This is a genomic window from Chryseobacterium sp. NRRL B-14798 (assembly GCF_050470705.1).
In the GTDB taxonomy this organism is placed as follows: domain Bacteria; phylum Bacteroidota; class Bacteroidia; order Flavobacteriales; family Weeksellaceae; genus Chryseobacterium; species Chryseobacterium cupriresistens.
In genome coordinates this window covers 2,488,648-2,515,270 of sequence record NZ_JBFLUL010000005.1, presented here as the reverse complement: position 1 = coordinate 2,515,270, position 26,623 = coordinate 2,488,648, and the positions used below count along the sequence as shown (strand labels likewise).

The 26,623-nt window shown below is 35.5% G+C and carries 29 protein-coding genes; 21 read left to right on the top strand and 8 right to left on the bottom strand.

All coding sequences use genetic code 11. From position 1 onward, the window contains the following. Positions 1 to 4 precede the first annotated feature (4 nt). Entirely contained in the window at positions 5 to 793 is a 789-nt protein-coding gene (locus AB1278_RS11805; RefSeq protein ID WP_202840564.1) for an XRE family transcriptional regulator, read from the bottom strand. 438 nt (positions 794 to 1,231) lie between these two features. On the opposite strand from AB1278_RS11805, the gene AB1278_RS11800 reads away from it, so the two are divergent. The 8 genes from AB1278_RS11800 (at position 1,232) to AB1278_RS11765 (ending at position 9,876) form a co-directional block, all read left to right on the top strand. Further along, entirely contained in the window at positions 1,232 to 1,516 is a 285-nt protein-coding gene (locus tag AB1278_RS11800) for a bacteriocin-like protein (RefSeq protein WP_002979306.1), read from the top strand. 182 nt (positions 1,517 to 1,698) lie between these two features. Further along, the gene (locus tag AB1278_RS11795) at positions 1,699 to 4,083 is read left to right on the top strand and encodes a TonB-dependent receptor (protein ID WP_429814472.1); all 2,385 of its coding nucleotides are present in this window, start codon (positions 1,699 to 1,701) and stop codon (positions 4,081 to 4,083) included. A 77-nt stretch (positions 4,084 to 4,160) separates the two neighbouring features. Continuing rightward, positions 4,161 to 4,364 (top strand): hypothetical protein, encoded by a 204-nt coding sequence (locus AB1278_RS11790; RefSeq protein WP_343641665.1) that lies wholly within the window; start codon positions 4,161 to 4,163, stop codon positions 4,362 to 4,364. A 3-nt stretch (positions 4,365 to 4,367) separates the two neighbouring features. After that, a complete protein-coding gene (locus AB1278_RS11785) occupies positions 4,368 to 5,861 on the top strand; it encodes a BspA family leucine-rich repeat surface protein (protein WP_429814468.1) in 1,494 nt (497 codons plus the stop codon). Between the two features lie 167 nt (positions 5,862 to 6,028). Beyond that, a complete protein-coding gene (locus AB1278_RS11780) occupies positions 6,029 to 6,736 on the top strand; it encodes a hypothetical protein (RefSeq protein ID WP_202840567.1) in 708 nt (235 codons plus the stop codon). 22 nt (positions 6,737 to 6,758) lie between these two features. Beyond that, on the top strand, positions 6,759 to 7,370 hold the full coding sequence (locus tag AB1278_RS11775; protein WP_429814464.1) for a hypothetical protein: 612 nt from the start codon (positions 6,759 to 6,761) through the stop codon (positions 7,368 to 7,370). A gap of 195 nt (positions 7,371 to 7,565) precedes the next feature. After that, complete coding sequence (locus tag AB1278_RS11770) at positions 7,566 to 8,525, top strand: DUF6624 domain-containing protein (RefSeq protein WP_429814461.1); 960 nt, start codon at positions 7,566 to 7,568, stop codon at positions 8,523 to 8,525. A 955-nt stretch (positions 8,526 to 9,480) separates the two neighbouring features. After that, positions 9,481 to 9,876: a VOC family protein gene (locus AB1278_RS11765; RefSeq protein WP_429814458.1), complete on the top strand. Its 396-nt coding sequence runs from the start codon at positions 9,481 to 9,483 to the stop codon at positions 9,874 to 9,876. 321 nt (positions 9,877 to 10,197) lie between these two features. On the opposite strand, the gene AB1278_RS11760 is transcribed toward AB1278_RS11765, so the two are convergent. Further along, on the bottom strand, positions 10,198 to 10,980 hold the full coding sequence (locus AB1278_RS11760; RefSeq protein ID WP_429814455.1) for a YdcF family protein: 783 nt from the start codon (positions 10,978 to 10,980) through the stop codon (positions 10,198 to 10,200). A gap of 503 nt (positions 10,981 to 11,483) precedes the next feature. On the opposite strand from AB1278_RS11760, the gene AB1278_RS11755 reads away from it, so the two are divergent. Continuing rightward, positions 11,484 to 12,272 carry an O-methyltransferase gene (locus AB1278_RS11755; RefSeq protein ID WP_429814453.1) on the top strand — a complete coding sequence of 263 codons (789 nt, stop codon included), beginning with the start codon at positions 11,484 to 11,486 and terminating at the stop codon, positions 12,270 to 12,272. A gap of 67 nt (positions 12,273 to 12,339) precedes the next feature. Beyond that, on the top strand, positions 12,340 to 12,465 hold the full coding sequence (locus AB1278_RS11750) for a hypothetical protein (protein ID WP_429814450.1): 126 nt from the start codon (positions 12,340 to 12,342) through the stop codon (positions 12,463 to 12,465). A gap of 53 nt (positions 12,466 to 12,518) precedes the next feature. Here AB1278_RS11750 and AB1278_RS11745 read toward each other — a convergent pair whose 3' ends face one another. Then, on the bottom strand, positions 12,519 to 12,749 hold the full coding sequence (locus AB1278_RS11745; protein ID WP_228406585.1) for a SymE family type I addiction module toxin: 231 nt from the start codon (positions 12,747 to 12,749) through the stop codon (positions 12,519 to 12,521). A gap of 150 nt (positions 12,750 to 12,899) precedes the next feature. On the opposite strand from AB1278_RS11745, the gene AB1278_RS11740 reads away from it, so the two are divergent. From AB1278_RS11740 to AB1278_RS11710, 7 genes are all read left to right on the top strand, one after another. After that, positions 12,900 to 13,307: a helix-turn-helix transcriptional regulator gene (locus AB1278_RS11740; RefSeq protein ID WP_429814447.1), complete on the top strand. Its 408-nt coding sequence runs from the start codon at positions 12,900 to 12,902 to the stop codon at positions 13,305 to 13,307. A gap of 28 nt (positions 13,308 to 13,335) precedes the next feature. Next, positions 13,336 to 14,610: an AbiH family protein gene (locus AB1278_RS11735; protein ID WP_429814444.1), complete on the top strand. Its 1,275-nt coding sequence runs from the start codon at positions 13,336 to 13,338 to the stop codon at positions 14,608 to 14,610. A gap of 130 nt (positions 14,611 to 14,740) precedes the next feature. After that, positions 14,741 to 15,073, top strand: a complete 333-nt coding sequence (locus AB1278_RS11730) for an ArsR/SmtB family transcription factor (protein WP_002979291.1) — start codon at positions 14,741 to 14,743, stop codon at positions 15,071 to 15,073. A gap of 141 nt (positions 15,074 to 15,214) precedes the next feature. Then, positions 15,215 to 15,679, top strand: a complete 465-nt coding sequence (locus AB1278_RS11725; protein WP_343641690.1) for an SRPBCC domain-containing protein — start codon at positions 15,215 to 15,217, stop codon at positions 15,677 to 15,679. Between the two features lie 286 nt (positions 15,680 to 15,965). Next, positions 15,966 to 16,544: a YdeI/OmpD-associated family protein gene (locus AB1278_RS11720; RefSeq protein ID WP_110011568.1), complete on the top strand. Its 579-nt coding sequence runs from the start codon at positions 15,966 to 15,968 to the stop codon at positions 16,542 to 16,544. Between the two features lie 17 nt (positions 16,545 to 16,561). Further along, complete coding sequence (locus AB1278_RS11715; protein ID WP_411413128.1) at positions 16,562 to 16,960, top strand: DoxX family protein; 399 nt, start codon at positions 16,562 to 16,564, stop codon at positions 16,958 to 16,960. Positions 16,961 to 17,300: 340 nt separating this feature from the next. Next, positions 17,301 to 17,855 (top strand): DUF4256 domain-containing protein, encoded by a 555-nt coding sequence (locus AB1278_RS11710; RefSeq protein WP_429814438.1) that lies wholly within the window; start codon positions 17,301 to 17,303, stop codon positions 17,853 to 17,855. A gap of 10 nt (positions 17,856 to 17,865) precedes the next feature. Here the strand turns inward: AB1278_RS11710 and AB1278_RS11705 are convergent, their stop codons facing one another. Further along, on the bottom strand, positions 17,866 to 18,828 hold the full coding sequence (locus AB1278_RS11705) for a hypothetical protein (RefSeq protein ID WP_429814435.1): 963 nt from the start codon (positions 18,826 to 18,828) through the stop codon (positions 17,866 to 17,868). A 228-nt stretch (positions 18,829 to 19,056) separates the two neighbouring features. On the opposite strand from AB1278_RS11705, the gene AB1278_RS11700 reads away from it, so the two are divergent. After that, positions 19,057 to 19,560 (top strand): hypothetical protein, encoded by a 504-nt coding sequence (locus AB1278_RS11700; protein ID WP_202840586.1) that lies wholly within the window; start codon positions 19,057 to 19,059, stop codon positions 19,558 to 19,560. A gap of 182 nt (positions 19,561 to 19,742) precedes the next feature. Here AB1278_RS11700 and AB1278_RS11695 read toward each other — a convergent pair whose 3' ends face one another. Beyond that, a complete protein-coding gene (locus tag AB1278_RS11695; protein WP_202840588.1) occupies positions 19,743 to 20,771 on the bottom strand; it encodes a threonine aldolase family protein in 1,029 nt (342 codons plus the stop codon). Positions 20,772 to 20,856: 85 nt separating this feature from the next. On the opposite strand from AB1278_RS11695, the gene AB1278_RS11690 reads away from it, so the two are divergent. Then, entirely contained in the window at positions 20,857 to 21,510 is a 654-nt protein-coding gene (locus tag AB1278_RS11690; protein ID WP_202840590.1) for a metal-dependent transcriptional regulator, read from the top strand. Between the two features lie 247 nt (positions 21,511 to 21,757). Here the strand turns inward: AB1278_RS11690 and AB1278_RS11685 are convergent, their stop codons facing one another. Continuing rightward, positions 21,758 to 22,648 (bottom strand): DMT family transporter, encoded by an 891-nt coding sequence (locus tag AB1278_RS11685; RefSeq protein ID WP_238349624.1) that lies wholly within the window; start codon positions 22,646 to 22,648, stop codon positions 21,758 to 21,760. Between the two features lie 136 nt (positions 22,649 to 22,784). Here AB1278_RS11685 and AB1278_RS11680 point away from each other — a divergent pair, with 136 nt between their 5' ends. Both AB1278_RS11680 and blaIND read left to right on the top strand, forming a co-directional pair. Next, positions 22,785 to 23,258: an Lrp/AsnC family transcriptional regulator gene (locus AB1278_RS11680; protein WP_202840594.1), complete on the top strand. Its 474-nt coding sequence runs from the start codon at positions 22,785 to 22,787 to the stop codon at positions 23,256 to 23,258. A 162-nt stretch (positions 23,259 to 23,420) separates the two neighbouring features. Further along, on the top strand, positions 23,421 to 24,149 hold the full coding sequence (gene blaIND / locus AB1278_RS11675) for an IND family subclass B1 metallo-beta-lactamase (RefSeq protein ID WP_429814430.1): 729 nt from the start codon (positions 23,421 to 23,423) through the stop codon (positions 24,147 to 24,149). Positions 24,150 to 24,202: 53 nt separating this feature from the next. Here the strand turns inward: blaIND and AB1278_RS11670 are convergent, their stop codons facing one another. Then, positions 24,203 to 25,378: an aminotransferase class V-fold PLP-dependent enzyme gene (locus AB1278_RS11670; RefSeq protein ID WP_429814427.1), complete on the bottom strand. Its 1,176-nt coding sequence runs from the start codon at positions 25,376 to 25,378 to the stop codon at positions 24,203 to 24,205. A 99-nt stretch (positions 25,379 to 25,477) separates the two neighbouring features. Further along, complete coding sequence (locus AB1278_RS11665; protein ID WP_429814424.1) at positions 25,478 to 26,617, bottom strand: hypothetical protein; 1,140 nt, start codon at positions 26,615 to 26,617, stop codon at positions 25,478 to 25,480. Between the last annotated feature and the right edge of the window lie 6 nt (positions 26,618 to 26,623).

Below are 26,623 nucleotides of genomic sequence, written 5' to 3'. Positions count from 1 at the left end.
ACTATTAAGATTGTTTGCGGCGGCGGCCTGAAACCTTTTTGTCAAGATCCCTGATATCCTGTCTCAGTTCACGGAACATCTCTTTAAAGTTGTAGCTCTCATAATCACCCGGCTCGAAATCTTCCGGGAAAATTCCTGAAGCATATTGCCAGATTTCCACTACTTCTTCAAAAGGGATATCATAAGGCTCATAAAATGAATTATCAGCACTTACACAAATTGCATTTTCCTTTCTTTCTTTAAAACGTTTGTAGGTAATTCCGTCATTTAAAGTAACAAAAACATAGGTTTTACCCTGTTTCAGTTCATTGATTCCTTCTACATATTTTCCTACAATATAAGATCCGCTTCTGAAAGGAGGCATAGAATCACCATCCGCAGGAAAAGCCCTGTATTTACCATTGGTAAGAAAAGGAAGAGCAATACGCTGAAGACTTTCGATGTATTCTATATCGCTATAACCTTCCAGATATCCCATTGATGCCTTCTGAGGAATAATTTCTATGGTATCATTTCCATGAGTATCCACTGCAACCGGAAGAACGATTCTGTTATCCGGAAGCTTTAACATTTCATCTATCGGATGCTTCTCAATATCTACTGAAAGCATAAGATCAATACTCACATGGAAATATTTTGAAATTTTTACAAGCAGTTCGATAGGAGGCTCCGAAATTCCGTTTTCATATTTTGAATACCGGACTCTTGAAATCATGAGTTCATCGGCTACATTTTGCTGGGAGAGCTTTCTCCTGGCTCTTAAAAAGCGTATATTATTTGAAAAAACTGACATTGATATAAGTATGTCAGCAAAAATACAAAATTTGATTCCTTTATCAATCAACCCAAGTGGGTTTTACCCGATAAGAATACAAATTTCATTGATGTTTTTTTATTTTTTATCTAAAACTAGGAAATCCAGGTATTTCAGGTCATCCATTTTACCTGTTACAGCACCATTGGAAACTGTTTTAGTCACATTGAAAAATAAATATCAATAATTAACATTTAATGCAAAAATAATAACTCTAAATTCCACAAATTGAGTTATGCTTTTTAACTTTTAGAAAATCAATCACATATAAGTGAAAATAATATTATCAATTATTTGTATTTATATTAATGAAATATTAAATAATATAAACATATAATTAATTTATTTAAAATAATTTGCAATTTCATTATTATTATTCATATATTCGTGATGTAATAATCATATAAAATTATAGTTATGAAAAACTTAAAAAAATTGGACAGAAACGAATTAAAAGCTATTTCAGGTAACGGATTACTAGATCCAATCGGCGGACTTCTAGGTGGACTAGGAGGAGTAGTTGGTGGAGTAGTAGGCGGTGTAGGTACTATCGTTGGTGGCGTAGTTACAGGCGTAGGATCTACAGTAGGTGGAGTAGTTGGCGGTGTAAGCACTGTTGTAACTAACGCTTTATGCCAGACACAATGTGTTGTTAATGGTGTAATCCACATCAAATTACTTGAGTGCGGATCAACTTGCTAGTCAGAAAGCATTACATGTAAAAAACAGACCGCCCTTTTCAGGGCGGTTTTTTTCTTATCCATATCATTCCTTTTCAGTGACTTAGATTTATTAAATGGCTTTTGATAAACCGCAATAAAGCAACAATGTTGCATTAATAAATTTAATTTTCTAGCTTTGCCGGATCATTAAAGTATATGCACATGAAAAGGACCTTTTATTTTTTGGCAGGCAGCTCACTTATTTGTTCGTCATCACTTCTGAAAGCGCAGAAAATTATCCCCGAAAAAAGAACGGTAAAAGACATAGAGTCCATTCAGGTACAGGGAAAAACAAATTATAACGCTGCCAATATTTCAAGAAAAAAACTGGATTTCATTCAATCCAATACACTGGGAGAAACATTGAGTAAAATTCCCGGAATTCAAAATTCGGGATATGGACCGAATTCCGGAGCTCCCGTTATCAGAAGCTTAAGCGGAAACCGGGTAAAAATATTGGAAAACGGAATGGCAGTGAATGATCTTTCGGGAATAAGCCCGGATTTTAATACGGATATAGAAATGAACAGTGTTCAGAATATCACTGTTTACAAAAATTCTGCATCGGTTTTGTATGGTGGAAAAGCTATTGGAGGAGCTGTAGATATTGAAACAGATTATATTGCCAGACAGCTTCCGGAAAAAAAGATAAATTTCAAAGGACTCCTAGAGGGAGGCAGTAATAGTGGTCAGAAACAGACTTTTTCAGCCAGAGGAATTATTGCTAAAAACTGGGTCTGGACGGTTGGAGCATCCAATCAGAAGCAGGAAATAGTCAGAATTCCGGGAAAATCAAAAGACGGCAGATGTTATGATCCCGAGCTTGTAGGTTTCAACAGTATTTTACAGTCACTTTGCCAGATCAATGTAGATTCCAGACGTGTCCTGAACAAGAGCCTTTTTCCTTATATCAGCCAGTTTGCCAAAGATCATATGATAGAGTATGAGCTTTCAGAAGATGATCTGTATACATTCAGTTCCACGTATTACAATCCTGCTGACGGTAAATATTATCCCAACCCGAAAAACGATTTGTATGTTCCTGGTCAGGATGCCGTGAAAGACCGATATAAAAGTGAAGTAAACGGAATCAAAGATTATGTGGAAACAAAAGATGGTGAGATCCCCAACAGTCATTCGGAAAGCAATTCATTTTATGTAGGCACCAGTTATATCGGAAAATCATTGTATGCAGGAGGCGCGTATCAGAATTCTTACTCCTATTTTGGGGTTCCGGGATATGCAATCCCTAAAATCCCCAAACATAGCCATGGAAAACCACAACCCAAAATAGAATATAGTCCCATCAACATCAGAAGCCTATCTCATAAAGCCATATTTGAATCCGGTTACAAGTTTACCCATTCTCCGATTTCAAGCATCAAACTGAATTATATGGGGGTATTTTCAAAAAATGCTGAACTTCTGGATCGGTACCGTGCCAACCAGTTTACTGTGAATCAACACAATGGACGCCTGGAAATCAACCAGCAGAAATTACAATTTCTTACCGGAACTACGGGGCTTGAAATACAATACAGAGATATGGAAGGCACCGGAGGCCAGAGATACTTACCCAATAATATAAGCCGTGAAATTGGAATCTTTACCATGCAGCACCTTGATTTTAATTTTCTTCAACTGGATCTTGGGTACAGAAACGATTATGTACAACGCAGGGCAGAAGCAGATAACAAGTATGTCAGAAGCCGCGGACTTTCCGGAGGAAAACTCAGTGACAGAGATTTCACTCTTCATCAGTTCCATAGTTCCGCTCAATGGACTCTCTTTAAAAAAGGGTATCTGAAAGTACAATACAATCACTCGGAAAGGGCACCGGAGGTGAATGAGCTTTATTCAGGAAACAATCATTTTGCGATCCTGACAGAAGAAAATGGTGATGATACACTGGATAAGGAAACAGCCAATACCGTTGAAATCGGGACCGGATTGAATCTGAAGAACCTGCGGGTATCTGCCAGCTGGTATCATACTTCTTATAAAAACTATATTTATCTTGCCCACACCGGAATTTCCAGAGAAGTTTTTCTGGTAAAAGAATGGCGCTCCGATGATACGGAAATCAATGGAATTGAAGCGGAAGCTGCTTATAAAGCAGATCTCGGAAAAGCAGGAAAGTGGGAGATAGGCGGATATTATGATCTGGTACGAAATATAAGCGTTGCCGACAGCTCCATAAGAAAATGGAGTGATGGCGATTATATGCCCAATATGCCTACCAGCCGTTTCGGATTCAATCTGGAAGGAACACTGCAGAACTTCAGCGTGAATCTCAGCTTAGACCATTACTTACAGCAAAAATATTTAGGTAAAAATATTAATCCTGAACTTCCGATGCCTGCATTTTCACTGCTGAATGCCCGTTTTTCTTATAAGGACAGCAGTCTGGGTTTAGGTGATCTCGAATATTATATCATAGGAAACAATCTGCTGAATGCTGAGGCCCGACTTCAGAACTCTCAGTTAAAATTCCTCAGTCCGCTTCCCGGAATTAATATTTCCGTCGGTGTGAAAATCACCATATAAATCAATCTGTTCTGCAGTTATTATTACTTAATAGCTGCAGATTTTTTTAGGTTATCCATGTAAAACCACCTTTTAGGATGCAGACTATTTCTGGTAGTTTTTACCCTGTTTTTTTATACAAAAAAATAATCAAAAAAAAAGAAAAAAAAGAAGGGAAAAATTTTAATACGACGAGTTTTGTCGCTGTGCGCCAGTACCTTTGTATCAGAGATAAGATAAAGAATCCCGGGAAATTAATTGTCTTACCCAAACCAATTTTAACCTTAAAACAACTTTTTTAAATTATGTGTAAAAAACAACTAATAATCATTTTTCTCCTTTTATTTTGCATTTCCTATGCGCAGAATGAATTTACTACCATCTGGAAACCCAATGCAAACGGCGTCATTGATCATTCAATAAGATTCGGCGGCACAGGAACCGATTACACCATTTACTGGCACGAAGTAGGATATCCTGAGCATAACGGGATGTTTGATTATGTAAACTCCAGCAGCAGTGAGCCTTTACTTATATATTTTGGGCCATCATTCCATCCAGATCCTCTGCAGGCCACTTACGAATTAAAAGTATCCAGCGGTAACGGATCATTTTACGGATTCAGGGCCAATACCGAAATCATACCTCCGGGTGGAAATCAGGAACTTATAGAACTTAGCCAGTGGGGAAATACGACATGGCTTCAGCAATTCGACAGAGCATTCGCCAACTGTCCCAATCTTAACGTAACGGCTGCAGATACTCCTGATTTGACACAGATAACCAGTTTATCACAAATGTTCCTTAACTGTTCATCTTTGACAGGCCATACTTCATTTTCTTACTGGAATCCATTCCGTATTACGGACATGAGCGGTATGTTCAGCGGAGCGACGCTGTTTAATCAGAATATCGGAAACTGGGATACGGCAAAAGTAACCAATTTCAGCAGCATGTTTTCTTCTGCATCTTCTTTCAATCAGGATATTTCTGCCTGGAATACGATATCCGGAACTGATTTTTCCTCCATGTTTGCAGATGCCACCGCTTTCAACCAGCCATTAAATTCATGGAATACAGAAAATGCGACTAACTTCCGCTATACATTCTATAATGCGGAAGCATTTAATCAGCCCCTTGATAACTGGAACACAGGTAAAGTGACAGATTTTGAGCATATGTTTGAAAATGCAGTATCGTTCAATCAGCCCATCGGAAACTGGGATGTAAGTAAGGTTGATTATTTCGCCGGATTTAATATGTTTGCTGGTGCTTCACATTTTGACCAGGATATTTCTTCGTGGAATATCAAGCTTCAAAACTTCAGCTGGAATACAATCTATTTCGGATTAAAAAATGCAGGCTTATCATGTACGAATTACAGCAATTTTCTCATCGCTCTGAATAATAATCCTACCTGGGCGAGCTCAACAATAACGTCCGGAACTATAGATGCAACAGGATTGGTTTATTCTACACCGCAAGCGATGCTGGCCAGAGCCCAGCTGATCAGCAAAGGGTTTAATATTATAGGAGATTCCTATATTTCAGGTTGTTTTCTGTCAACAAGAGAAGCTTCCCCAAAAACAAAAACTTCCGCTTATCCTAATCCAACGACAGGAGTGATCAACGTGGAATCCTCAGTAGATGAAAATGTTTATTTATATGATAATAACGGTAACCTCATTAAAAATATATTGTTCAGAAAAGGGAAAAACACCGTCGATCTGACTGAATATCCTTCAGGAGACTATATCTTTAAAGGTGATACTTTTTTCCATAAAATCACCAAGCAATAGTAGAACAGCCGAAAGGTTAGCTATTTAAACCCTGCTCCAAAATCTGCGGATTTTGGAGCTTTATGGTTTTCCTCATTTTATATATAAATAACTGTGTTATATTTGTGTACACTGGAATAATCACCTGCAAACTAAGAATTGAATTTCCAATATACAAAATAACAATTATGAAAAAAACAATTACTTTTTTTACTATTCTCTTATCGATAGTAAATATTCAAGCTCAGGAAAATATTGATTTATTGACCTACGAAAACACACAGGATATTAATTTCTTCAACACTATTAAAAACGGTGCTCAGGTTAAGGAATATATAACAACGAGTAAAAATAGTGTGAAGGTAGGTGATACTTTAATATTAGGATCTCCAACTTCTGAAGAGCTGAATACAAGGACTTATTCAGGAAGTTATGGAAATAAAGCAAGAGGAGGGATTTCACAATCAAGAAGTACTTCCAAAAAGACTTATGACTTTGTACAAATGGGAAGACCGGCTGGATTTGGAAGTATTATGTCTGCTATGGGTGGTGAAGCACAAAATATGGCAGATATCAGCTTAAAAAATACTAAAGTGATTGTCAGAGAAATAAAAACTTATCATAGAGGCAGCAAAAATAAGCCTTTGTACGTAGTTATGGTTTTGGGAGAAATAAATGACAGAGCTTTTGGAATCAATAAATATTTAAGCGTGATGGATACGGAGCTAGGGATTGAATCTGGTGAAATTCTTTTAAAAAATAGAAAAATGACCAGAGAAGAAGCGATTGCAAAATTAAAAGAAGCAAAAGAACTCGTGGAAATTGATATGATGAGCAAGGAGAAGTTTGAAGAATTGAAAAAAGAACTTGCTCCGATTATTAACAATAATAACTAAGAATTACACTTGTATTGATAGTATGGTCAGCAACTTCCCGGATATTTTAACGAACAAAAAGGATAATGAAAAAAAGCCAGAATTTCGAAATGCACTGTTTAATTTAGACAAAAGCATTATCAACAATGACAATGTAGAACATCTGATTACTATTTACAACTCAGCAAAACAATTAGATATTCGAAATAAAATATTGAAATTGCTATATGATTTTAATTATCCATTATTGAAGGATTTTTTCCTGAATGCCTATAAGAAAGAGCGTTACCTGGATATGAAAATATATGCGTTACGCGGGCTTTCTCATTGTATTGAGGAGAAGGAAATTGCTCAGCTTTTAAAAAAATTTAACCTATCACTGGCTAAAAGACAGCAAACGACACCTTATAACTTTCAGGAGTACGAACTTTTAAAAGGAGGAAATGCTTTGCCGTACTTAGTTGAAAAATATGGTTATCCTTGTTTTACAGAAACATTAGAACAAGTAAACAGACAATACGATGCAATGCCTGATGCTTTTAAAGGGCATTATAGAATTGATGACAATGGAGATATCAAAATGCTGAAAAGCCCGGGAGAATCTAAGGCAATTATGGACAGATTCTGGGAAGAGGAGAGAAGCAAGCTAAAATAACTCATTTAAATTTTAAAAAAAGATTTATCAAATCATCCAAAACATAGGATGATTTTTTTGTGATTTATTAACAATCCCATCATCAAAATAAACTTTATATTCGTAGCATAAATGGCTTTGTAAAATTATATCAATTAAACTGAGCCTGAAAACAAAACGTAACCATCTAAAATCTAAGAATTAAATACAGAAAAAATGAGAAACACTATTTATGCTTTGTTATTATTATTTTTATTCACAGGCGCTAATGCTCAGGAATACTCAAAATTAATAATTGAAGCTGATCAATTATACAGGGCAAAAGATTATAAAATGTCTACTGATGTATATGGTAAAGCTTTTAAAATCGAAAGCGAAAATCCAAGTCACTTATATAATGGCGCATGCTCATCTTCCTTGGCAGGAAATACAAAACAAGCATTCAAATGGCTGAACCTATCCATAGATAAAGGCTGGACCAATCTCAAGCACTTAAAATCTGATTCTGATTTGGATAATCTACATTCAAAAAAAGAATGGGGGAAAACAATTGAAAAGCTAGAAAAGAATATAGCGGTCATAGAAGCCAATTATGACAAACCATTACAGGCTGAATTACTGGCAATTCTTGAGGAAGACCAAAAATATAGAATGCAAATGGATGAAACGCAAAAAAAATTCGGTCCGCAATCTAAGGAAATGAATGATCTTTGGAAAAAAACAATGCAGAAAGACTCGCTTAACCTGTTAAAAGTAAAAAAAATATTAGATGAAAAAGGCTGGGTGGGTAAAGACAAAGTAGGCGCACAGGCCAATAGTGCCTTATTTCTTGTGATTCAGCATTCAGATCTGGAAACGCAGAAAAAATATCTACCGATGATGAAAGAAGCTGTCACAAAAGGAAATGCCAGCGCAGGTTCTTTAGCGTTGTTAATTGACAGAATAGAAATCCGGGAAGGCAGAAAACAAATATACGGAAGCCAGATAGGAATCAATCAAAGTAATAATACTTACTATGTTTTACCTTTACTAGATCCGGATAATGTAGATAAAAGAAGAACAGAAGTTGGCCTGGGTCCAATCTCTGACTACGTTAAAAACTGGAATTTAGCTTGGGATGTTGAAAAGTACAAAAAAGATTTACCTGAATTAGAAAAATTAAATAAAAAGAATTAAATCAATAGAAAAAACTTCTGATCACAGCAGTTTATAATATGGCGGATTAAGGGTGTTAAAATTCTTTAATCCGCCATTTCTAATTATTACAACCTTGAATAGAGTTGAGTATTACCTGAAAAACCCGATATTAAGATCAGGAGAGCAAAGTAATGAAACCTAAGATGTTCTGTGAATCTTTGAAACCAGAATAATATACAATTTAACATAATATAAATTATAGGATTTTTATAATAGAAGTGAAATAGAGCATTTACTGTCTGAGAATCCGTTATTTCCAAACTTTTCCTACCCAATAGCTTTTAACGAATTCTCGGAACTCTTCTCTGTCGTAAACCTATCCGGAAAATCTCCGGCTTATCGTCATCCAATTCTTTGAAATTTTGGTAAGGATAAAACAAAACGAAAAATTCTATTTCAGAAATTTTTACAACTTCCCCTAAATCTTTTTTCTCTGTAAGCCGTACAGCTCTTCATAATATTCTGAATTTTCTCTAAGCGATGTAAAACTCGATTATTGAAAAAATATTAATTGTGTGGCAATTCATGGTCAGAAAAATATTGTTTTTAAATTCAAATAATTTCGTTTGCCATTGACGACGTAGAAATCTTTAATTTCTGACAAGGGAAAATTTTCCTGGTTCAATTATTTGAAAAAATTAGTTGTGGATAGCAACCCTTGTCAAGGTTCAAAACCTTGACAAGGGTCTTTACGGGGTCTTCAATCTTTAAATATAATTTAACCCTCTTTATATTATGTTAAATTGCCCAACAGGAAATTTAGAAGAAAAACCATCATAAAAGTCAGCCCTTACGCTCTTAATATTTGAATCTAATTCCTGAAGTATAATTTCCATAATGTTCATTTACCCCTTAAAAATACGAAATCTTGTCCCATGACAGTTTTTATTCTGTAAAAACAAAATACCTTTATCCTAACCAAAATAGTACTGATATGAAACCTAAAATGATCTGGGCCAATCTGGCCGTAGCCGACCTTGGACGCACACAGAAATTCTATACTGAACTGGGTTTCAGGCCCAATAATCCACATACATCCAATGAACTGGTAAGTTTTTTTATGGCTGGAAATGAATTTATTATTCACTTTTTCTTACAAACTGTTATTGAAAACAATCTGAAAAGTATGAATTTTGGAGATCCCCACCACTCCAACGAAATCATATTTACCCTTTCTGCAGAAAATAAAAGCCAGGTAGACAATTGGGCTGAAGAAGTTAAAAAAGCTGGCGGAACCATTGTGTCAGAGCCTGAGACTTTTGGAGGCAATTACTACGGTTTTGTATTTGCAGATCCGGATGGACATAAGTTTAATGTATTTTTTATGTAACCCTTTACAAAAACCAAATAATCAGGCTGAAATACAATTTGCCCGTATATCTCCTCTGTTTTCAGTCAGATAGCATAGTTACTGACTTGATAAATACGGCTTTTTTGGGAGGTTTTATTGCTTTTTTTATAATTGACTAATATTTAACACTTTGTATGATTTAAAGGTTTAAGCTTTATTTTAAACTTCTGAACTCAAGTGTTTAAAAATGATAGCTTTTATAATTTTGTGGTTTTGTACAGCTTACATACGTTTACTATAAAAACAAAACCGGACACTCAAGTAATTTTAAGTGTCCGGTTTATATCATAAGTTTATGTATTACCCGTTCAATCCCAAACTGTTATACAGCTGCACCTGCCATATTCCCAGTACTTCTTTAAGCATCACAAAAGTAAATGCTGCGTTATAGCTGTTAGGAAACCAGGTAATTTCCGTATCTATAAAATCTGAAGCTTGCGGAACAGGTTTTACTCCAAATGTCTGAAACAAAGCCACAGACCTTTTCATATGAAAACCGGAAGTCACCAGATAGACATCAGAAGGAGCCATCTGTTTAAGGATCTTGCTGGAATATTTTGCATTTTCATAGGTATTCATGCTTTTGTCTTCTTTGATGATATCAGCATCCGGAACCCCCATGTTTTTAAAATTTTCGCTGAAGAGTTCTGCTTCACTTGTATGTCCTCTCCCCTTTCCTGAAATGACTATTTTACAAGACAGATTATTTTTCCTGTATTCATGATACAGCTGATAAGCCGTCACCAGTCTGGAGTAAGACAAAGTATGCAGCTTTTCTGTATGGTTAAAATCTACAACGCCTCCGCCCAATACAACGATAACAGGATTCTGAGAAGCCCCGTTTTTTGTCGCAATAGTATTCACATAACTTTTCTGCAGATATTCTGCGGTGAACTTTCCGAGAAAACCGTTCCCTATAAAAATGATCATTAAAACGGCAACAATGCCAATTCCTATCCGTAGGTTTTTACGTTTGTTTTTTCTTCTTAAAAGTGCAATGATAACCACTGCGAGAAATACTAAGAAATAAGGCTCTGTAAAAAGCTGGATTGTACGAAACAAAAGGTCTAATAAAAACTTCATCTTCAAATAATATTATTTAATACCTGCAAACATTAAAAGCCCAAAGATAAAGCAATTTTCTGAGTATAACTTTTTACAGCAGCAAACCATTCTATATAATCAGGATGATTTCGTCTTATTTTTCTTTTGATTTTTTCCATTTATTTTATACATTTGCATACAACACACTTTTTAGTGTGTTAAATAAAATACCTACCCCAGTGAAAAAGCAGAAAAGTATCACCGTTTTGATGACCGTACTCCATATATTTTTGGAAAGGCATTTTTGTAAAGGAAAAAACAAAAATTCTTCCTCACGTATAAAAAAACGATTTCTACTTTAATAAACTGAAAGCCAAACTGATCTATTCAATTAAAAACAAGAAGAGATCTCACCGATAATTTCCGGACTGTATTTATTACAAAACCTTAACAGATTTAATGTTAAAATTAATGTTGTCTCAATGCAATATGGCCTTTAAAAAAAGTACATTTGCTGAAAACTATAATACAACATCTGTGAAATGTCAACAGTCCTCAAAACATTTGTAGCTTATCTTAAAAGGCCCCCTCTTTATCCTGAACTGGGCAGGAAAATTATCAAAAACACATTCAACAGAAGAAGTCCGTCCAAAGGAAAAGCCAGAGCAAATTTCTGGGCTGCATCCATAGCCGTTTCTCAGGAAGAGGTGATCTCCAGACTTTTCTCCCGCGATGCTGATCATTTCAGATCTGATTATGCCGATATCCTGCGAAAAGCCGGTGTAAAAGAAAAAGAATGCCCTGTCAAAATGGGTGAACATGGTGCGTTGGAGCTTATTTATTATGCATGTGAATTCACCAAAGCACAAAACGTTCTTGAAACCGGAGTGGCTTATGGATGGTCTTCACTGGCTATATTGCTTTCGCTTCAAAAAAGAAACGGCACACTCTATAGTTCAGATATGCCTTTTCTTGCTCAGAATGGAGATCAGTATGCAGGATGTGTTGTTCCTGATCATCTTAAAAAATACTGGAAGTTATTCCGTTTTGCCGATAGAGAATCTCTGCCTAAAATTTTCAAACAGGCTTCTTCATTTGATGTTTTCCACTATGATTCCGATAAAAGTTACCACGGAAGAATGTGGGCGTATCATCAGATCTATAAAAAACTGAGACCTGGCGGAGTGTTTATCAGTGATGATATCGGAGACAATTCCGCGTATCAGGATTTTTGCAACCGAATGAATATCAGCACTTGTGTTGTAGAATATAATGGAAAATATATCGGCATTTTTGTAAAAGAATATATTCCGCTGATCAGAGCTAAATAACGCAATTGATGAGATAAAACTATACTTAATTTAAAAACCATTAAGAAAGCGGTAAGCTGCTAAGAATATGAAGAGAACACAAGACATTCATGAAGCCTTACCGCTCTATTCAAAAGCATTCTCAATGAAGGCTGAAGCGAAGCTTATCTTAATCCTCTTAACCTCTTCACACAATCTTAATGGTTCAAAATAAAAAAACTTTAATTTTAAAAATTTAAGCCTCCTGATGGTTTAAAACTAATACTTTCACTCATAGCTCACTTCCCTTTCCAAAATAATCTGGTTCCTGCTTACGGTAACCAATATTTTATCTCCTGCCTGAAAGCCACATTGCTGTACCCACTTTCCTGTAATTCTTATTTCGGGAAAGTACACGATTCTGCCATACGCCCTTGAAAACGATTTGAGGAAAACCGTAAGGTTACGATTATGCAGTTCATTATATTTGCTGCTGTTCATTCTTCTTTTTCTTTTCATCTTTGTTATTTTTTAACAAATGAAGGGATAATAGGAAGGATAAACCATCCGGATAAAGGATATTTTATTCTTAAAGACGGATATTTTAGAATAGTATTTATTTTAAAACAGAGCATTATTTTTTTGTTCTAAAGCTTTATATTTGTTATTATGATTGACACAGATATGCAAAATAAAAAAATACATCAGGGTAGAAATATAAAGCGTTTCCGCGAAATGCTGGGCATCAAACAGGAAGCTCTGGCTTTTGAGCTGGGCGACGACTGGAACCAAAAGAAAATCTCCCTTCTGGAACAAAAAGAAACCGTAGAATCCGATATTCTGGCACAGGTAGCCCAGATTTTGAAAGTTCCCGCGGAAGCGATTGAGAATTTTGATGAGGAACAGGCGGTGAATATTATAGCCAATACTTTTCATGAAGGTTCAGTTGCTAACAACTCTGGCTATTTTAATTGTACTTTCAATCCTCTTGATAAAATGGTGGAGCTTTATGAGCGTATGCTTCAGCAACAAAAGGAGATGATTGAGAAGTTGGAGAGGTTGATTGAAAAAAATTAACTAAACTATTTCACAGAAACTAATAACAGTGAATCGTATAATATTAATTGGGAATGGTTTTGACCTTGCTCATGGGATGGCAACAAGCTATGGTAATTTTATAGATGATTATTGGCGAAATGCAATAGAAGAAATCAGAAATAAACCATATTGGGAAAATGGCTTTGAAAATGATGAATTCTATATACAATTACTTCCAAAAATTTGGGAGGGTAGCAATGATTATGAAGCTTTAGAACATAATTTACATAATATTAAAAGTAAAATCCATTTTAAAAATGAATTTTTTGATATTCTTAATAGACACAAATCTTCTTTAAATTGGGTAGATATTGAAAATGATTACTATTCTCTATTGAAAAATTGCTATAAAAAACGCTCTGGATACTATATAGAGCAATTAAATGAAGAATTCTCTGTAATTGAATCTTTGCTTGAAGAATATCTTACTAGAGTAGAAAAAGAATTTTCTAAAGGATTTCCTAGGAATGATGAAGAAATAAGTTTTAAGAGATCTATATGTGAGATAATATATTCAGATTTTAATCTCAGAGACTTTTCAGAAACCTCTATTAATAATTTGACTGAAATAGAGTTCCAAAGAGTTTATAGTGAAATAAAAAGTATTGAAGAAGGGCACATTTCATTGTCGGATAATGAATTATCAGAAAGAGATTTAAGATTATATCAGGTACTTATTAATATTCAAAATAAAAAGCAAAAAATCAAAGAATTACTAACATCGGAAGCTGCAAATAATTATTTCCGCCATAGACCAAAAGAAATTTTATTTGTAAACTTTAATTATACATCGACTGAGGTCTATTATGATAATCCTCCTATTGATAGTGAATTTGGTAGAGATATATCTACAGATGTTGTACATATCCACGGAATTTTAAATAACAAAACAGATAATAAACTTATTTTTGGTTTTGGAGATGAAATAGATAAGGATTATTTGGAAATTGAAAATCTCAATGATAATGAATATTTAAAGAATATTAAGTCTATGAAATATCTTGAAAATGATTCTTATAAAAGGCTATTGGAATTTATAAATTCAAATAATTATCAAGTTTTTATATTTGGACACTCTTGTGGGATTTCAGATAGAACTTTACTTAACACCCTTTTTGAACATAAAAATTGCAGCTCCGTAAAACCTTATTATCGCAAAAAAAATGATGGAACTGATAATTACAGTGAGATGATAAGGAATATTTCCAGAAACTTTACAGATAAAGCTTCAATGAGAGATAAAGTAGTCAATAAAAAATATACACAAGCTTTATTTAGCTAATAAAATGGAGAGCATTAAGTTCTCCATTTTTCTTTTAATAATAAGGTTTTTGCTTATTTAATCATTTTTTTCAAAAAAAACTTGCGTAGCTAAATAACTACACATATATTTGTAGTCAAATAACTACACGATGAATTTAAGAAGAGATGTATTTCAGGCGATAGCAGATCCTACGAGACGGTCTATATTGATGTTGGTGGCGGCACAGTCGATGACGGCGGGAGCCATTGCCTCCAATTTTGATACGGCAAGGCCTACCGTTTCAAAGCATCTCCAGATCCTTACAGAATGCGAACTGCTGAGATCTGAACAAAACGGCAGAGAAATTATCTATCACCTAAATCCCAATAAAATGAAAGAAATAGCCGATTTTATAGAACCTTTCCGCAAAATGTGGGATGAGAAGTTCAACAAGCTGGAAAGTGTGATGAAAGCGTATCAGAATGTGAATAATAAGACATAAAAGATGATAGACGGATAGATAATAGACAAGGGCATCAAAATTTAACTGGTGGATGTCAATAGTCAATTTTGCTTCGCAAGTGAATCGTCAATCACCAGTGAAAGAATGACAACCTTGAACTTTAAACAGCAAACTCAAAATATGGAACTTAAAACAAAAATCCACGCAGAAGACGGCAAACAGGAAATCTTCATCATCAGAGAATTTGACCTTCCTGTAGAACTTCTTTTCAAGGCATATACAGAAGCTGAACTTTTCGAGGAATGGATGGGAACGAAAGTAACTAAATTCGAAAACAAACCGCACGGAAGTTATCGCTTCGAAACTTTAAATCCTCAGGGCGATGTGGTCTTCAGTGCCAACGGAACCATTCATGATATTGTTCAGAATGAGAAAATTATAAGAACTTTTCAGATGGAGAACACGCCTTTTCCGGTTCAGATCGAGTTTTTAACATTTGAAAAATTAACCGATACCACCAGCAAAATTACCATCCAAACCATTTATAAATCTGTAGACTTCAGAGACCAGCACCTGAAAATGCCATTTGCACAGGGCATTAATATGGCGCATAACCGTTTGCAGGAATTGTTGGGTGGAAGGTAGCAGGTAGCAGATTATAGATAAAAGATAAAAGATAATAGACGAAGAGATAATAGACAATGGGCAACAGGGCTCAAATTGTGAACATCAATGTCAATAGTGAGTTTTGCTTTGCAAGTGAATCGTCAATGATCAGTGAAGGATAACAACTTTAAACATCAAACTTTAAACATTAAACCTTGAACCCTTATACTCTCCCACTCTAATACTCTCAAACCCTCCGACATAAATAATCCCGAAACCCAAAACTCTCCCACTCTCAAACCCTCTAACCCAAAAACCCAGAACTATGAATCCAAAAGTTAATTTTTTCTTCGAAAATGCCGGACAATGGCAGGAAGAATTTGAGAAATTAAGAACGATTGCTCTTAGTACAGAACTTACAGAAGATTTAAAATGGGGCTGTCCCTGTTATACTTATGAAGGGAAAAATATTTTCCTGATCCACGGTTTTAAGGAATATTGTGCGCTTCTCTTTTTTAAAGGAGCTTTAATGAAAGACCCGGACCATATCCTGATTCAGCAGTCTAAAAATGTACAGGCGGCCAGACAGATCCGCTTTACAGAAGTAGGGCAAATCAATGATCTGGAAGATGTTCTTCGTGCTTATATGTTTGAAGCCGTTGAAATTGAAGAATCGGGTGCTAAAGTGGAAATGAAGAAAACAAAAGAGTTTGAAATGGCTGAAGAGTTTCAGGAGAAACTGGATCAAAATCCTGCTTTACAGGAAGCTTTCAAAGCATTAACTCCGGGAAGACAAAGAGCTTACCTGCTCCACTTTTCTTCTGCCAAACAATCTAAAACCCGCGAAGCCCGCATTGAAAAATGCATTCCACAAATCATGGACGGAATAGGATTAAACGACTAATTATAAAAAAAACAATCATGAACACACCACAACCTTCACAAAAAAGAACAAAAATCATCTATTGGATATTTACCCTATGGATGGCTCTGGGCATGGTTTCAACAGCTATTGTCCAACTGATGAAAAACAAAGATGAACTGGCCAATTTTACCAATCTCGGCTATCCTTCTTATCTGATGACGATCATCGGAGTATGGAAAATTCTTGGCGTTATCGCTATTTTAATTCCTAAGCGTTTGCTTTTAAAAGAATGGGCTTACGCAGGATTTTTCTTTGTGATGTCAGGCGCTGTTATTTCCCACCTTATCGTTGGCGATACAGCCGGCAGAACTTTTCCGGCAGTATTACTATTGGTATTAGTACTTATTTCCTGGTATTTCAGACCTGCAGAAAGAAAAATTACTATCGTTGATTAATCATTATGATATTAAAATTGTTTAAACTTTTATTTTTGAAACATTAAGATTGTATTAAGCTATTTAGAATATTAAGATGAGCTTCGCTTTAAGCTTAAAGTCAGAATAATCCATCTTAATATTTATCAATTAAATCCTTCTTAATGGTTCAATATATACTGAACATTCTTTGATAGGTTTAAACAGTTTTTATTAAAATCATTTAAGATTAAAAAAGAAAGAAATTTTATCGAAGATAAAATCTTTGCGCCTTTAAACAAGCCATTATTAATAAAATTTGCGTCTTCGCGATTTCCAACAATACCAATCAGCATATCCACATAACAAAACAAAATTTGACATGAAAAAGAAACTAACCCCGGAACAAACCAACGAGCTTTTAAAAACACTAAAAACCCGTTTCGAAAAGAATATGAACCGTCATAAAGACCTGAAATGGGAAAAAATCCAGCAAAAACTGGAAGCCCATCCCGAAAAAATCCGGTCTTTATACGAAATGGAAGCCACAGATGGCGAACCCGACGTGGTAGATTATAATAAAAAAACAGATGAATACTCTTTCGTTGACTGCTCTCCCGAAAGCCCCAAACGCCGAAGCTTATGTTATGATTATCAGGCCTGGGATGCCAGAAAAGCCAACAAACCGGAAAGTAACGTCATCGACACCGCTAAAGAAATGGGTATTGAACTTTTGACAGAAGAACAATACCGTCATCTTCAGGAATTGGGAAAATTTGACCAAAAGACTTCAAGCTGGATCAAAACACCACCGCAGATCCGTGAACTTGGAGGTGCTGTTTTCTGCGACAGACGATACAATACCGTATTTACGTATCACAATGGTGCAGATTCTTATTATGCCGCAAGAGGTTTCAGAGGAATATTAAAAGTATAAAGGAGAATAATCAACTGGGATCTCTCAGCCAGGGAGATTCCACACTCCAGAATATAATTTTTACCCCCAGATAGTTTTCGGCATATTCTGTAAATTCTTCTTTGGTGAAAGGCTTTTTAGTTTTCGGATTTGTATACGTCAAAGTCGGCTCCTGAACAGCCATTGCTACCAGAGAAAGCTTTCCTTTGTATTGATTAAAAAAGGGATAAGAATTTTTCATTTGGGCTTTCTTATCCGGAACAATATCAGGTCCGCCCAGTCCTATATTATTTTGGTAAGCAAAATCAAAAAGTCTTGACATATACTGGTGATCATTTTCCCATTCGCACGGAAAGAAATTGACATATTGCAGAACGTAAGAATAGTGGAAAGCATTTCTTGCAAACTTTAGATTGTCCAATTCGGCCTGAAAATAACGGTCGCAGCTGAAGCCTGTTTTATCTTTCTTCATATCAATATCGATCGATGTTTCCGGAAGATTAATCCCCTGAATCTTTCCGTCAAATTTCTTTGCGAGTTCTCCTATCAGCTTCTGAAATCTCATCCGGACAGCCGGATTCCATTGCTGGGCAACCCAGCCGTTTCCAACAGGTTTATTCTCTCCCGGATTATCATATTGAGGTACCAATCCCCCGTTATATTCTTTATCTTTCAATATATAATCAGGAACATATCGCGCCTGCGGCTCAAAAAATCTGTCCTGAAGCTGAATAAACAGTTTTTTGTTAAGGCTCGTCAGATAATTCAGATCTTTCTCAATAACCGAAAAATCATAGACATCTTTTGATTTTTCCAAAGCCTTCCAGTTGTAGACAATCTGTACACCGCCGATATCTTTACGGGTAATCAGTTTTTCAATTCCATGCAGATCTCCCGAGGAAGTGTAAATATAATTCTTAGGAGCCTGTCCCCCGACAAAACATATACCTAAAATAAATAATCCCAAGCTCAGCACTTTAGTAATCTTTTTCATTACAATCAATTTAAAAAAGTAAATCATTTTCCGTGCCTAAAAACAATTCATGCCATAAGTATTGGTAATTTCAATGTATTTTTTTAATTAATATTTTTCCTTAAAATCCATTTTATGAAATATTAATTTTAACCAAAAAATCATTATCTCTTCATATCCTAATTTTTAATATACAAATACTATTATTATTTTAGCAGAATAGAAATTTGATTTTTAACAATGAAGGATATGAAAAAATTAATCTTATTGGGCGCTGTATCAGCTTTTTTAATCAACTGTAATAAGAAAACTGAAGCTCCGGCTCCCAAAGTGGAAGCAGATACCATTGCTGTGGAAGAACCGGTAATTGATACCCTTGGGCCAAAATCGTTCTGTTATATCGGGGTTACAGGAAAAGACAGTGTTTTTGCTTCTATTGATGACAATTTAGGAACAATCACCGGAAAATTATCCTATAAAAACAGTGAAAAAGACAGCTCAAAAGGGGATGTAACAGGTTTCAAATCGGGAGACACCCTGAAACTAACCTATGAATTCAGCTCTGAAGGGAAAAAGAGCAAAAGAGATATCTACTTCCTTCAAAAGGATAATGTTTTGACGGAAGGTATTGGTGAACATAAGGAAGAGGACGGACAAACCAAATATGCTGACGAGAAAAAAATCAGTTATAAAGACGGACAGAAGCTAACGCCTGCAGACTGTAAAGTAGTCAATGAAGCTTTGAAAAAATAATTCATTATAAAATAAAAAAAGGCTGTCTCAAAAGTGTCATTCTGAACACAGACTGAAAGTCTGCGAACGAAGTTCATAAATTAGTGAAGAATCTCATGGAGTTGTTTGTCATAGAGATTCTTCCTTCGTCAGAATGACAAAAATCCACTAGTGGACTTTTGAGACAGCCTTTTCATTCTATCTTAACTCTGTTCAATCATTTCAATAAAACGGTTCACAGCTTCATCCCCTGTACTCCACGAAGTAATAAGACGAATGGCTGAAAAATTTTCATCTACTTTTTTCCAGACATAGAATTCAAATTTTTCAGATAATACCTCTATGAGCTGGTTACTGAGAATAGGAAAAATCTGGTTGGTATAAGTATCTGAAAGAAATGCAGTTCCTTTTTTTTGCAAAGCTTTCTTAATCTTCATGGCCTGCTGATTGGCATGTTGTGCCAGCTCAAAATACAGGTTATCTTTCATCAGCTCTGAAAACTGGATTCCCAACAATCTTCCTTTTGCCAGTAATGCTCCTTTCTGTTTGATATTAAAAGCAAAATCTTCCTGTAGCAAAGGATTATTGATTACAATTGCCTCACCTATTAATGCTCCGTTTTTCGTTCCTCCAAGATAAAAAACATCGGTAAGAGCGGCTACTTTCTCCAGGGTAAGATCACTGATTTCTGCAGTCAGTCCATGACCAAGCCTTGCCCCATCCATAAACAGGTATAATTTATTTTCCTTACAAAATGCAGAAAGTTCTTCCAGTTCTTTTGCCTGATAGATTGTTCCCAGCTCTGTAGAATTGGAAATATAAACCAGTTTAGGCATCACCTGATGCGGTACATTACTGTGTCCCTCTAAAATTGGAACAATATCTGATGGTTTTATTTTTCCGTCTGCCGTTTCGATGCTCAGTACTTTATGACCTGTAGCTTCAATGGCTCCCGTTTCATTATTCAGGATATGCCCGGGAGCAGCAGATATTACACACTGATAAGGTTTTAGAATTGCAGAAATAACAATTAAGTTAGCCTGTGTTCCTCCGGAAACAAAATAAATATCCGAATTCTGATTATTGATTTTCTCCTTAATCAAAGCTTTGGCCTTCAAGGAAAATTCATCTTCTCCATAGCCGGCCTGCTGAACAAGGTTATGCTGTAAAAGTGCCTGTAAGATATTAGGGTGACAACCCTCAGAATAGTCGTTTTTGAATGAAAATTTCATAGAGTAAAAGTAAAAAAAGTTAAAATAACAAGAGCGAACTTTTCATTTTATTTTGTTAGATTTGTAATGAAAATCATCTAACATTTTGAGAACAACCCTAACAGAAGAGAATTACCTGAAAGCTTTGTTTCATTTAGTTGACAATGAAGGAAAGGTTACGATTAATGAACTCAGCAAATTTTTGAATGTAAAAATGCCGAGTGTCAATAACATGATGAAGAAATTTGCCGAGAAAAAATGGGTGGTCTATGAGACCTATAAGCCTTTAATCGTTACCGAAAGCGGAAGACGTGAAGCTGCGCTGGTGGTTCGTAAACACAGGCTTACCGAAATGTTCCTGGTTAAGAAAATGAATTTCGGTTGGGAAAACGTTCATGAGATTGCAGAACAGCTTGAGCATGTACATTCTCAAATCTTTTTTGATAAAATGGATGAAATTCTGGATCATCCTAAATTCGATCCTCATGGAGAACCTATTCCTGATAAAGATGGGAATATCATTGCCCAGGATCTGCAAAAATTAAGTAGTTGTGAGCCGGGAGAAACTGTCACCTTTGCCTCTGTTACCCTTTCCGACGATGCTTTCCTTACGTATCTGAATGACAGGAAATTGCTGCTCAACACCAAGGTAAAAATTGTAAAAATAGAAAGTTTTGATAAATCAATGACGATAGAAATTGAGGGAAAAACAGAAATTTTAAGCAAAAAAGCCGCTGAGAAAATACTCGTAAAGAAATAAATCATTACAACTGAAAAAATAAACCTAACAGGTTTTCATTAAAAAATTCAGACTTTTCAAGAATTTCAACCATTAAGAAATTTAAGGCGAAAAGTATAGTTAAGATGAATCATTCTGATTTTCAGCTTACAGCGAAACTTTACTTATGCTAAACCTAACAGGTTTTAAAAACCTGTTAGGTTTGTCATTTTACCAAAAGCACTATAAAAACTCAACGCTAATATTTTTCAATTTAAAATAATTTAAATCAGTCTGCTCTTTCCTGTATTATTTTGACTTTCTTAGGTTTTATGCTCAACAGAAAAATAGTTGAAATAATAAATATACTTCCAATCCAATCGATTAAAGAGTAAGAAACATTAAGCCAAAGCACCGCTAAGATTGTGGCAGAAAGAGGTTCCATAGACGCAAGAAGACTTGTTTTCTGACCTCCAATGATCTGAACAGCCGACAGATAAAAATAAAAAGCGATCAATGTCCCGAATAGTACAATAAATGCCGTATACCCAAATGTCTGCATGTCCCATACTCCCTGAATATCCCATGGAGCTTTTACAAAACTGAATACGATGCCCGCACAAAACATTCCCCATCCAATGATGAGAGAAGATTTGTATTTTGATAAAAGTTTCACCGGCTGTAATGTATAAACAGCCAATGCAACAGCTGAAGCCAGACCAAAGAACAAAGCTATTCCCGAGACAGAAAGACTGGATGTATCTCCATGAGTTACCAGTAGAAAAGTTCCTAAAACCGCTAAAACAATCGCTGCTATTTCAACCAGAACAGGAACTCTTTTATTTTTAAAAGCAAGATATACAGCAATGATAACAGGTCCTGCATACTGCAGAACAGTTGCAGTAGCAGCATTAGAATATTTTATAGCTGCAAAGTAAGTATATTGAACTGCCAGCATTCCTGTAATGCTGAAAACAACAAGTTGTATAGCGTCTTTTTTATTTTTCCAGATCTCAAAAAGCTCTGTTTTATCTGCAAGTTTTGCATACAGCAAAAGGCATATCCCCGAAATGAGTAAACGTATGGTAATAAGCCATTCAATATTAATACCCCGCTGTTGAAAAAGAAATTGTGCAAATGTCCCGGAAACACCCCAAAATAAAGCAGCTAGTACTGCCAAACAAAAACCTTTTAGTACATTCATAATGATAAATTCTATTTGAAATGCAAAATTGCATCAAATATGACTTGATTTTTCACGAAATTTGAGTATAAATTTGCAATTTTGTTTCATAAAACTCTTTAATTTTGAAAAAATGAATGAACTTGATCAATTTGACCTGCAAATCCTTGAAATTCTGCAAAAGAATAATCTTACTCCACAAAGAGATATTGGAGAACATATAGGGCTATCTGCTGCTGCAGTACAGAGACGAATCAAAAGAATGCGGGAAACGGGAATCGTCAAAGCAGATGTTTCTGTGATTGATACGGAGAAAGTAAAACATTCTGTTACTCTTATTGTAGAAGTTTTTCTTGAAAGAGATAAAATTGACCTGATAGATCAAGCGCAAAGACTATTTACTTCTGCTCCGGAAGTTCAGCAATGTTACTACGTAACGGGAGAATCGGATTTTGTACTGATCATTGTTGTTTCTTCTATGAAAGATTATGAACAGCTTACCCGCAGAATATTTTATGGGAATGATAATATCAAACATTTCAGAACATTAGTCTCCATGAATACAGTAAAATCAGGACTTGAAATTCCAATTAATATGTTGCTATAACATTATAATATGCGGAAGTAATTTTACCTGAAATCGTTAAAAAACGGTTAAACTCTATTTTTAAAAGAGCCGAAAATTTATTTTTACCTAGGTTTGCAAAACTTTCTACAGGCTTTGTCTTTCCGGCAAATACCCAACCTTTAACTATTACTTAAAAAAATTATGAAAAAAAGCATTCCGTTTTTTATTATTTCGATGTTGCTAAGTCCATTGGCAACGGCTCAGACCACTCAGGTAAGAGATTTTGTCATTGAACCACAGATTCAGCCCAATTTTTATATTTATAAAACTTTCGGAGTATTCGGAGGGAAAGAATATTCTACCAATGCGGTTTATCTGGTGACCAAAAAAGGAGTTGTCTTATTCGATGTTCCGTGGCAGAAAACACAGTATCAAAGTCTTTTAGATACTATTCAGAAAAGACATAATCTTCCTGTTATTGCGGTATTTGCCACTCATTCGCATGAAGACAGAGCCGGAGATTTAAGCTTTTATAATAAGAAAGGTATCAAAACCTACGCTACAGCGAAAACCAATGAGTTTTTGAAGAAAGATGGAAAAGCAACTTCTACTGAACTGATTAAAACAGGAAAACCTTACCGCATTGGTGGAGAAGAGTTTATAGTAGATTTTCTTGGGGAAGGACATACTGCGGATAATGTAGTGGTATGGTTCCCGAAATATAAAATCCTGGACGGAGGTTGTCTTGTAAAAAGCAAAGCAGCCGTTGATCTTGGGTACACGGGAGAAGCTAATGTTGCAGAATGGCCGAAAACCATGACAAAACTTAAAGACAAATATTCACAGGCAACTTTGATTATCCCCGGACACGATGAATGGAAAGGAGGCGGACACGTAGAACATACACTTGATCTTCTGAATAAAAAATAAATTAGAAGCGCCCTGGCGAATTGCCAGGGCGCTTCGATTTTTAAACCATCATATTAATAATTACTATTTTCTAAAAGTTGTGATACTTTTTCAATTTCTTCCATTGTATTGAAATAATGAGGGGATAAACGGATCGCATGATCTACATTTTTAGAGGTAAAATCTATTAATGCATCCTGTCTGCGGTTTTCCTTAAAAAACACGTTATGATCACTCAAAGCTTTATGAATTTTTTCAACCTTTCCATCTGCCTGGCAGAAAGTTACAATACTGCTTAATCTGTTTCCCTGATCCAACACTCTGAAACCGTAGTTCTGCAGATTGATTCTTAAAGTATCTGCCAACTTGCGGTTATAGCTTTCAATCTGATCCATTCCAATCGCATTGGCATAGCGTAAAGCCTCTGCAAATCCAGCCAAAGCAGCATAAGGTCTTTCAAAAAGTTCAAATCTTTTAGCAGTATCATTGAGCTGAAAATCATCAAATGATGTCCATTGAGCCCCAAAACTATCTAAAAACAGAGGATACATTTTCTGGTTTAATACTTTATCTGAAACATATAAAAATCCTGTCCCTCTAGGTCCTCGCATGAACTTTCTTCCGGTTGCCGTCAGAAAATCACAATGGATTTTTTCTACATCCACTACAATCTGGCCTACTGACTGACAGGCATCCACAAGATATAGAACATCATATTGTTTGCATAACTTCCCCACTCCTTCCACATTTTGAATTAAACCGGAATTGGTCGGAATATGAGTGACAGCAATTAATTTGGGGTTATGTTTTTTAATTAATCTTTCAAAGTCTTCCAGATCCAATTCATGGTCAGGAAGGTTGGCAACCCTTACAATTTCAATATGATATCTTTTCTGCAGAGAAATAAAAGCAATCTGATTGGAGATATAATCATCATTGGTGGTAATGATACAGTCACCTTCTTTAAAATCAATACTGGATAAAGCTTTTGCATAGCCATCTGTAGAACTGCTTACAAATGCTATATTGGAAGGTTTTGTATTAATCAGCTTTGCGGTTTCATCATAAAACCGGTTGATGAGACCTGTGTTTTTAGTTGCGGCTGTATAGCCTCCAAACTCCTGCTCTTCATATAAAAACTTAATGGTAGTGTCCACAACAGATTTAGGCATCAATGATGCGCCTGCACTGTTTAAAAAAATCTTATCCGAACATCCCGGAGTCTCCTGTCTTATAACCTCTAAATTCATTTTATCAATCCTTACAACAAATTTACTTTTAATTTTTCCTAAATACGACCATAAAAAATCCCGAATTTTCATCCGGGACTCTATTTTTAATTAATGATTTTAATCTAAAACACTCCAACCTCTTTTTGGATTCATGTTCGTGGATACTTCCTGCTCATTAACGATAATATTTTCTTTTCTCTGACCGATATAATCAAGCTCGCTCAGTTTAGAGAAAATAATTTCAAGGCTTCTCAACATCTGTTGAATATAAAGCAATGGTTCACCACAATTATGGTGGTCATAATTCGTTTCTGCGACAATAGAAAGCTGGTTCAATAAGGTATGTGGGGCAATTTCACTCCACTCTAAGCTGTAGTTCAGCATTTCCTCCAGTTCTGCCGGAACAAGAAGCTGGGTTGAATTGTATAAATGAAGCGCCAGTCTTGCAAAAGATTCAATTAAAAATACAGGTGGCTGCCATGGTGTTATATTTCTGAACTGGAAATACATATCACCAAAAGTATTGATCATGGTAGTACACAAAAACTTAACGTTTTGTGCTAAAGCTGTATTCTGATTCTTGTGAGAAGCTTTCTGGATAATTTTAAAAGCATACTGCTGAAGATTTCCGATAGATTTTGCATAGCTGCTGTAATAATCTACCAAAGCCGGATGACTCTGCACAGAAGTACAAGGTGGAATAAAGTTGGAATCCACCTGGGCAATATTTCCTTTTAAATCTACCTTACCGATAATAAGATAATTTCCTCCTGAATAGCTGCTGTTCAAGGATGTTACAGGAAGCAGTTCTATATGATGATTCGGCTGTGCACTTGGATGGCGTGGCGGAATTTCTTCAGGATCAATATCTCCAAAAGGTACTTTATCAAAAGGATTTACAGAGATCAGGATATAATATTCCCCGTCTGCCTGCTCTTCATTCATTGATTTCGCCAAAGACTTCACACTGATTCTTCTGTCCGTAAGTTCAATACGGTATCCAGCCATTGTAACGGCGCTGCAACGTTTAATTACAAGCTGTACATCATTGGTTGCCGTGTTGTGAACGTCAAAAATGGTACGGTCTGTAAATTCGTTCGAAATAGGTAAAAGCCCGTAGTTATATGTAGTAATTCCAAGGGAATTGGAATCTCTGATGGTATCGATTAAGAAATTATCCTGATCATTAAGGTGTCTCTGGGAAACTTTCATCCCATCCACCCAATTGATGGCAAAATGTTTAATAGGCTGTATCATGTTTAA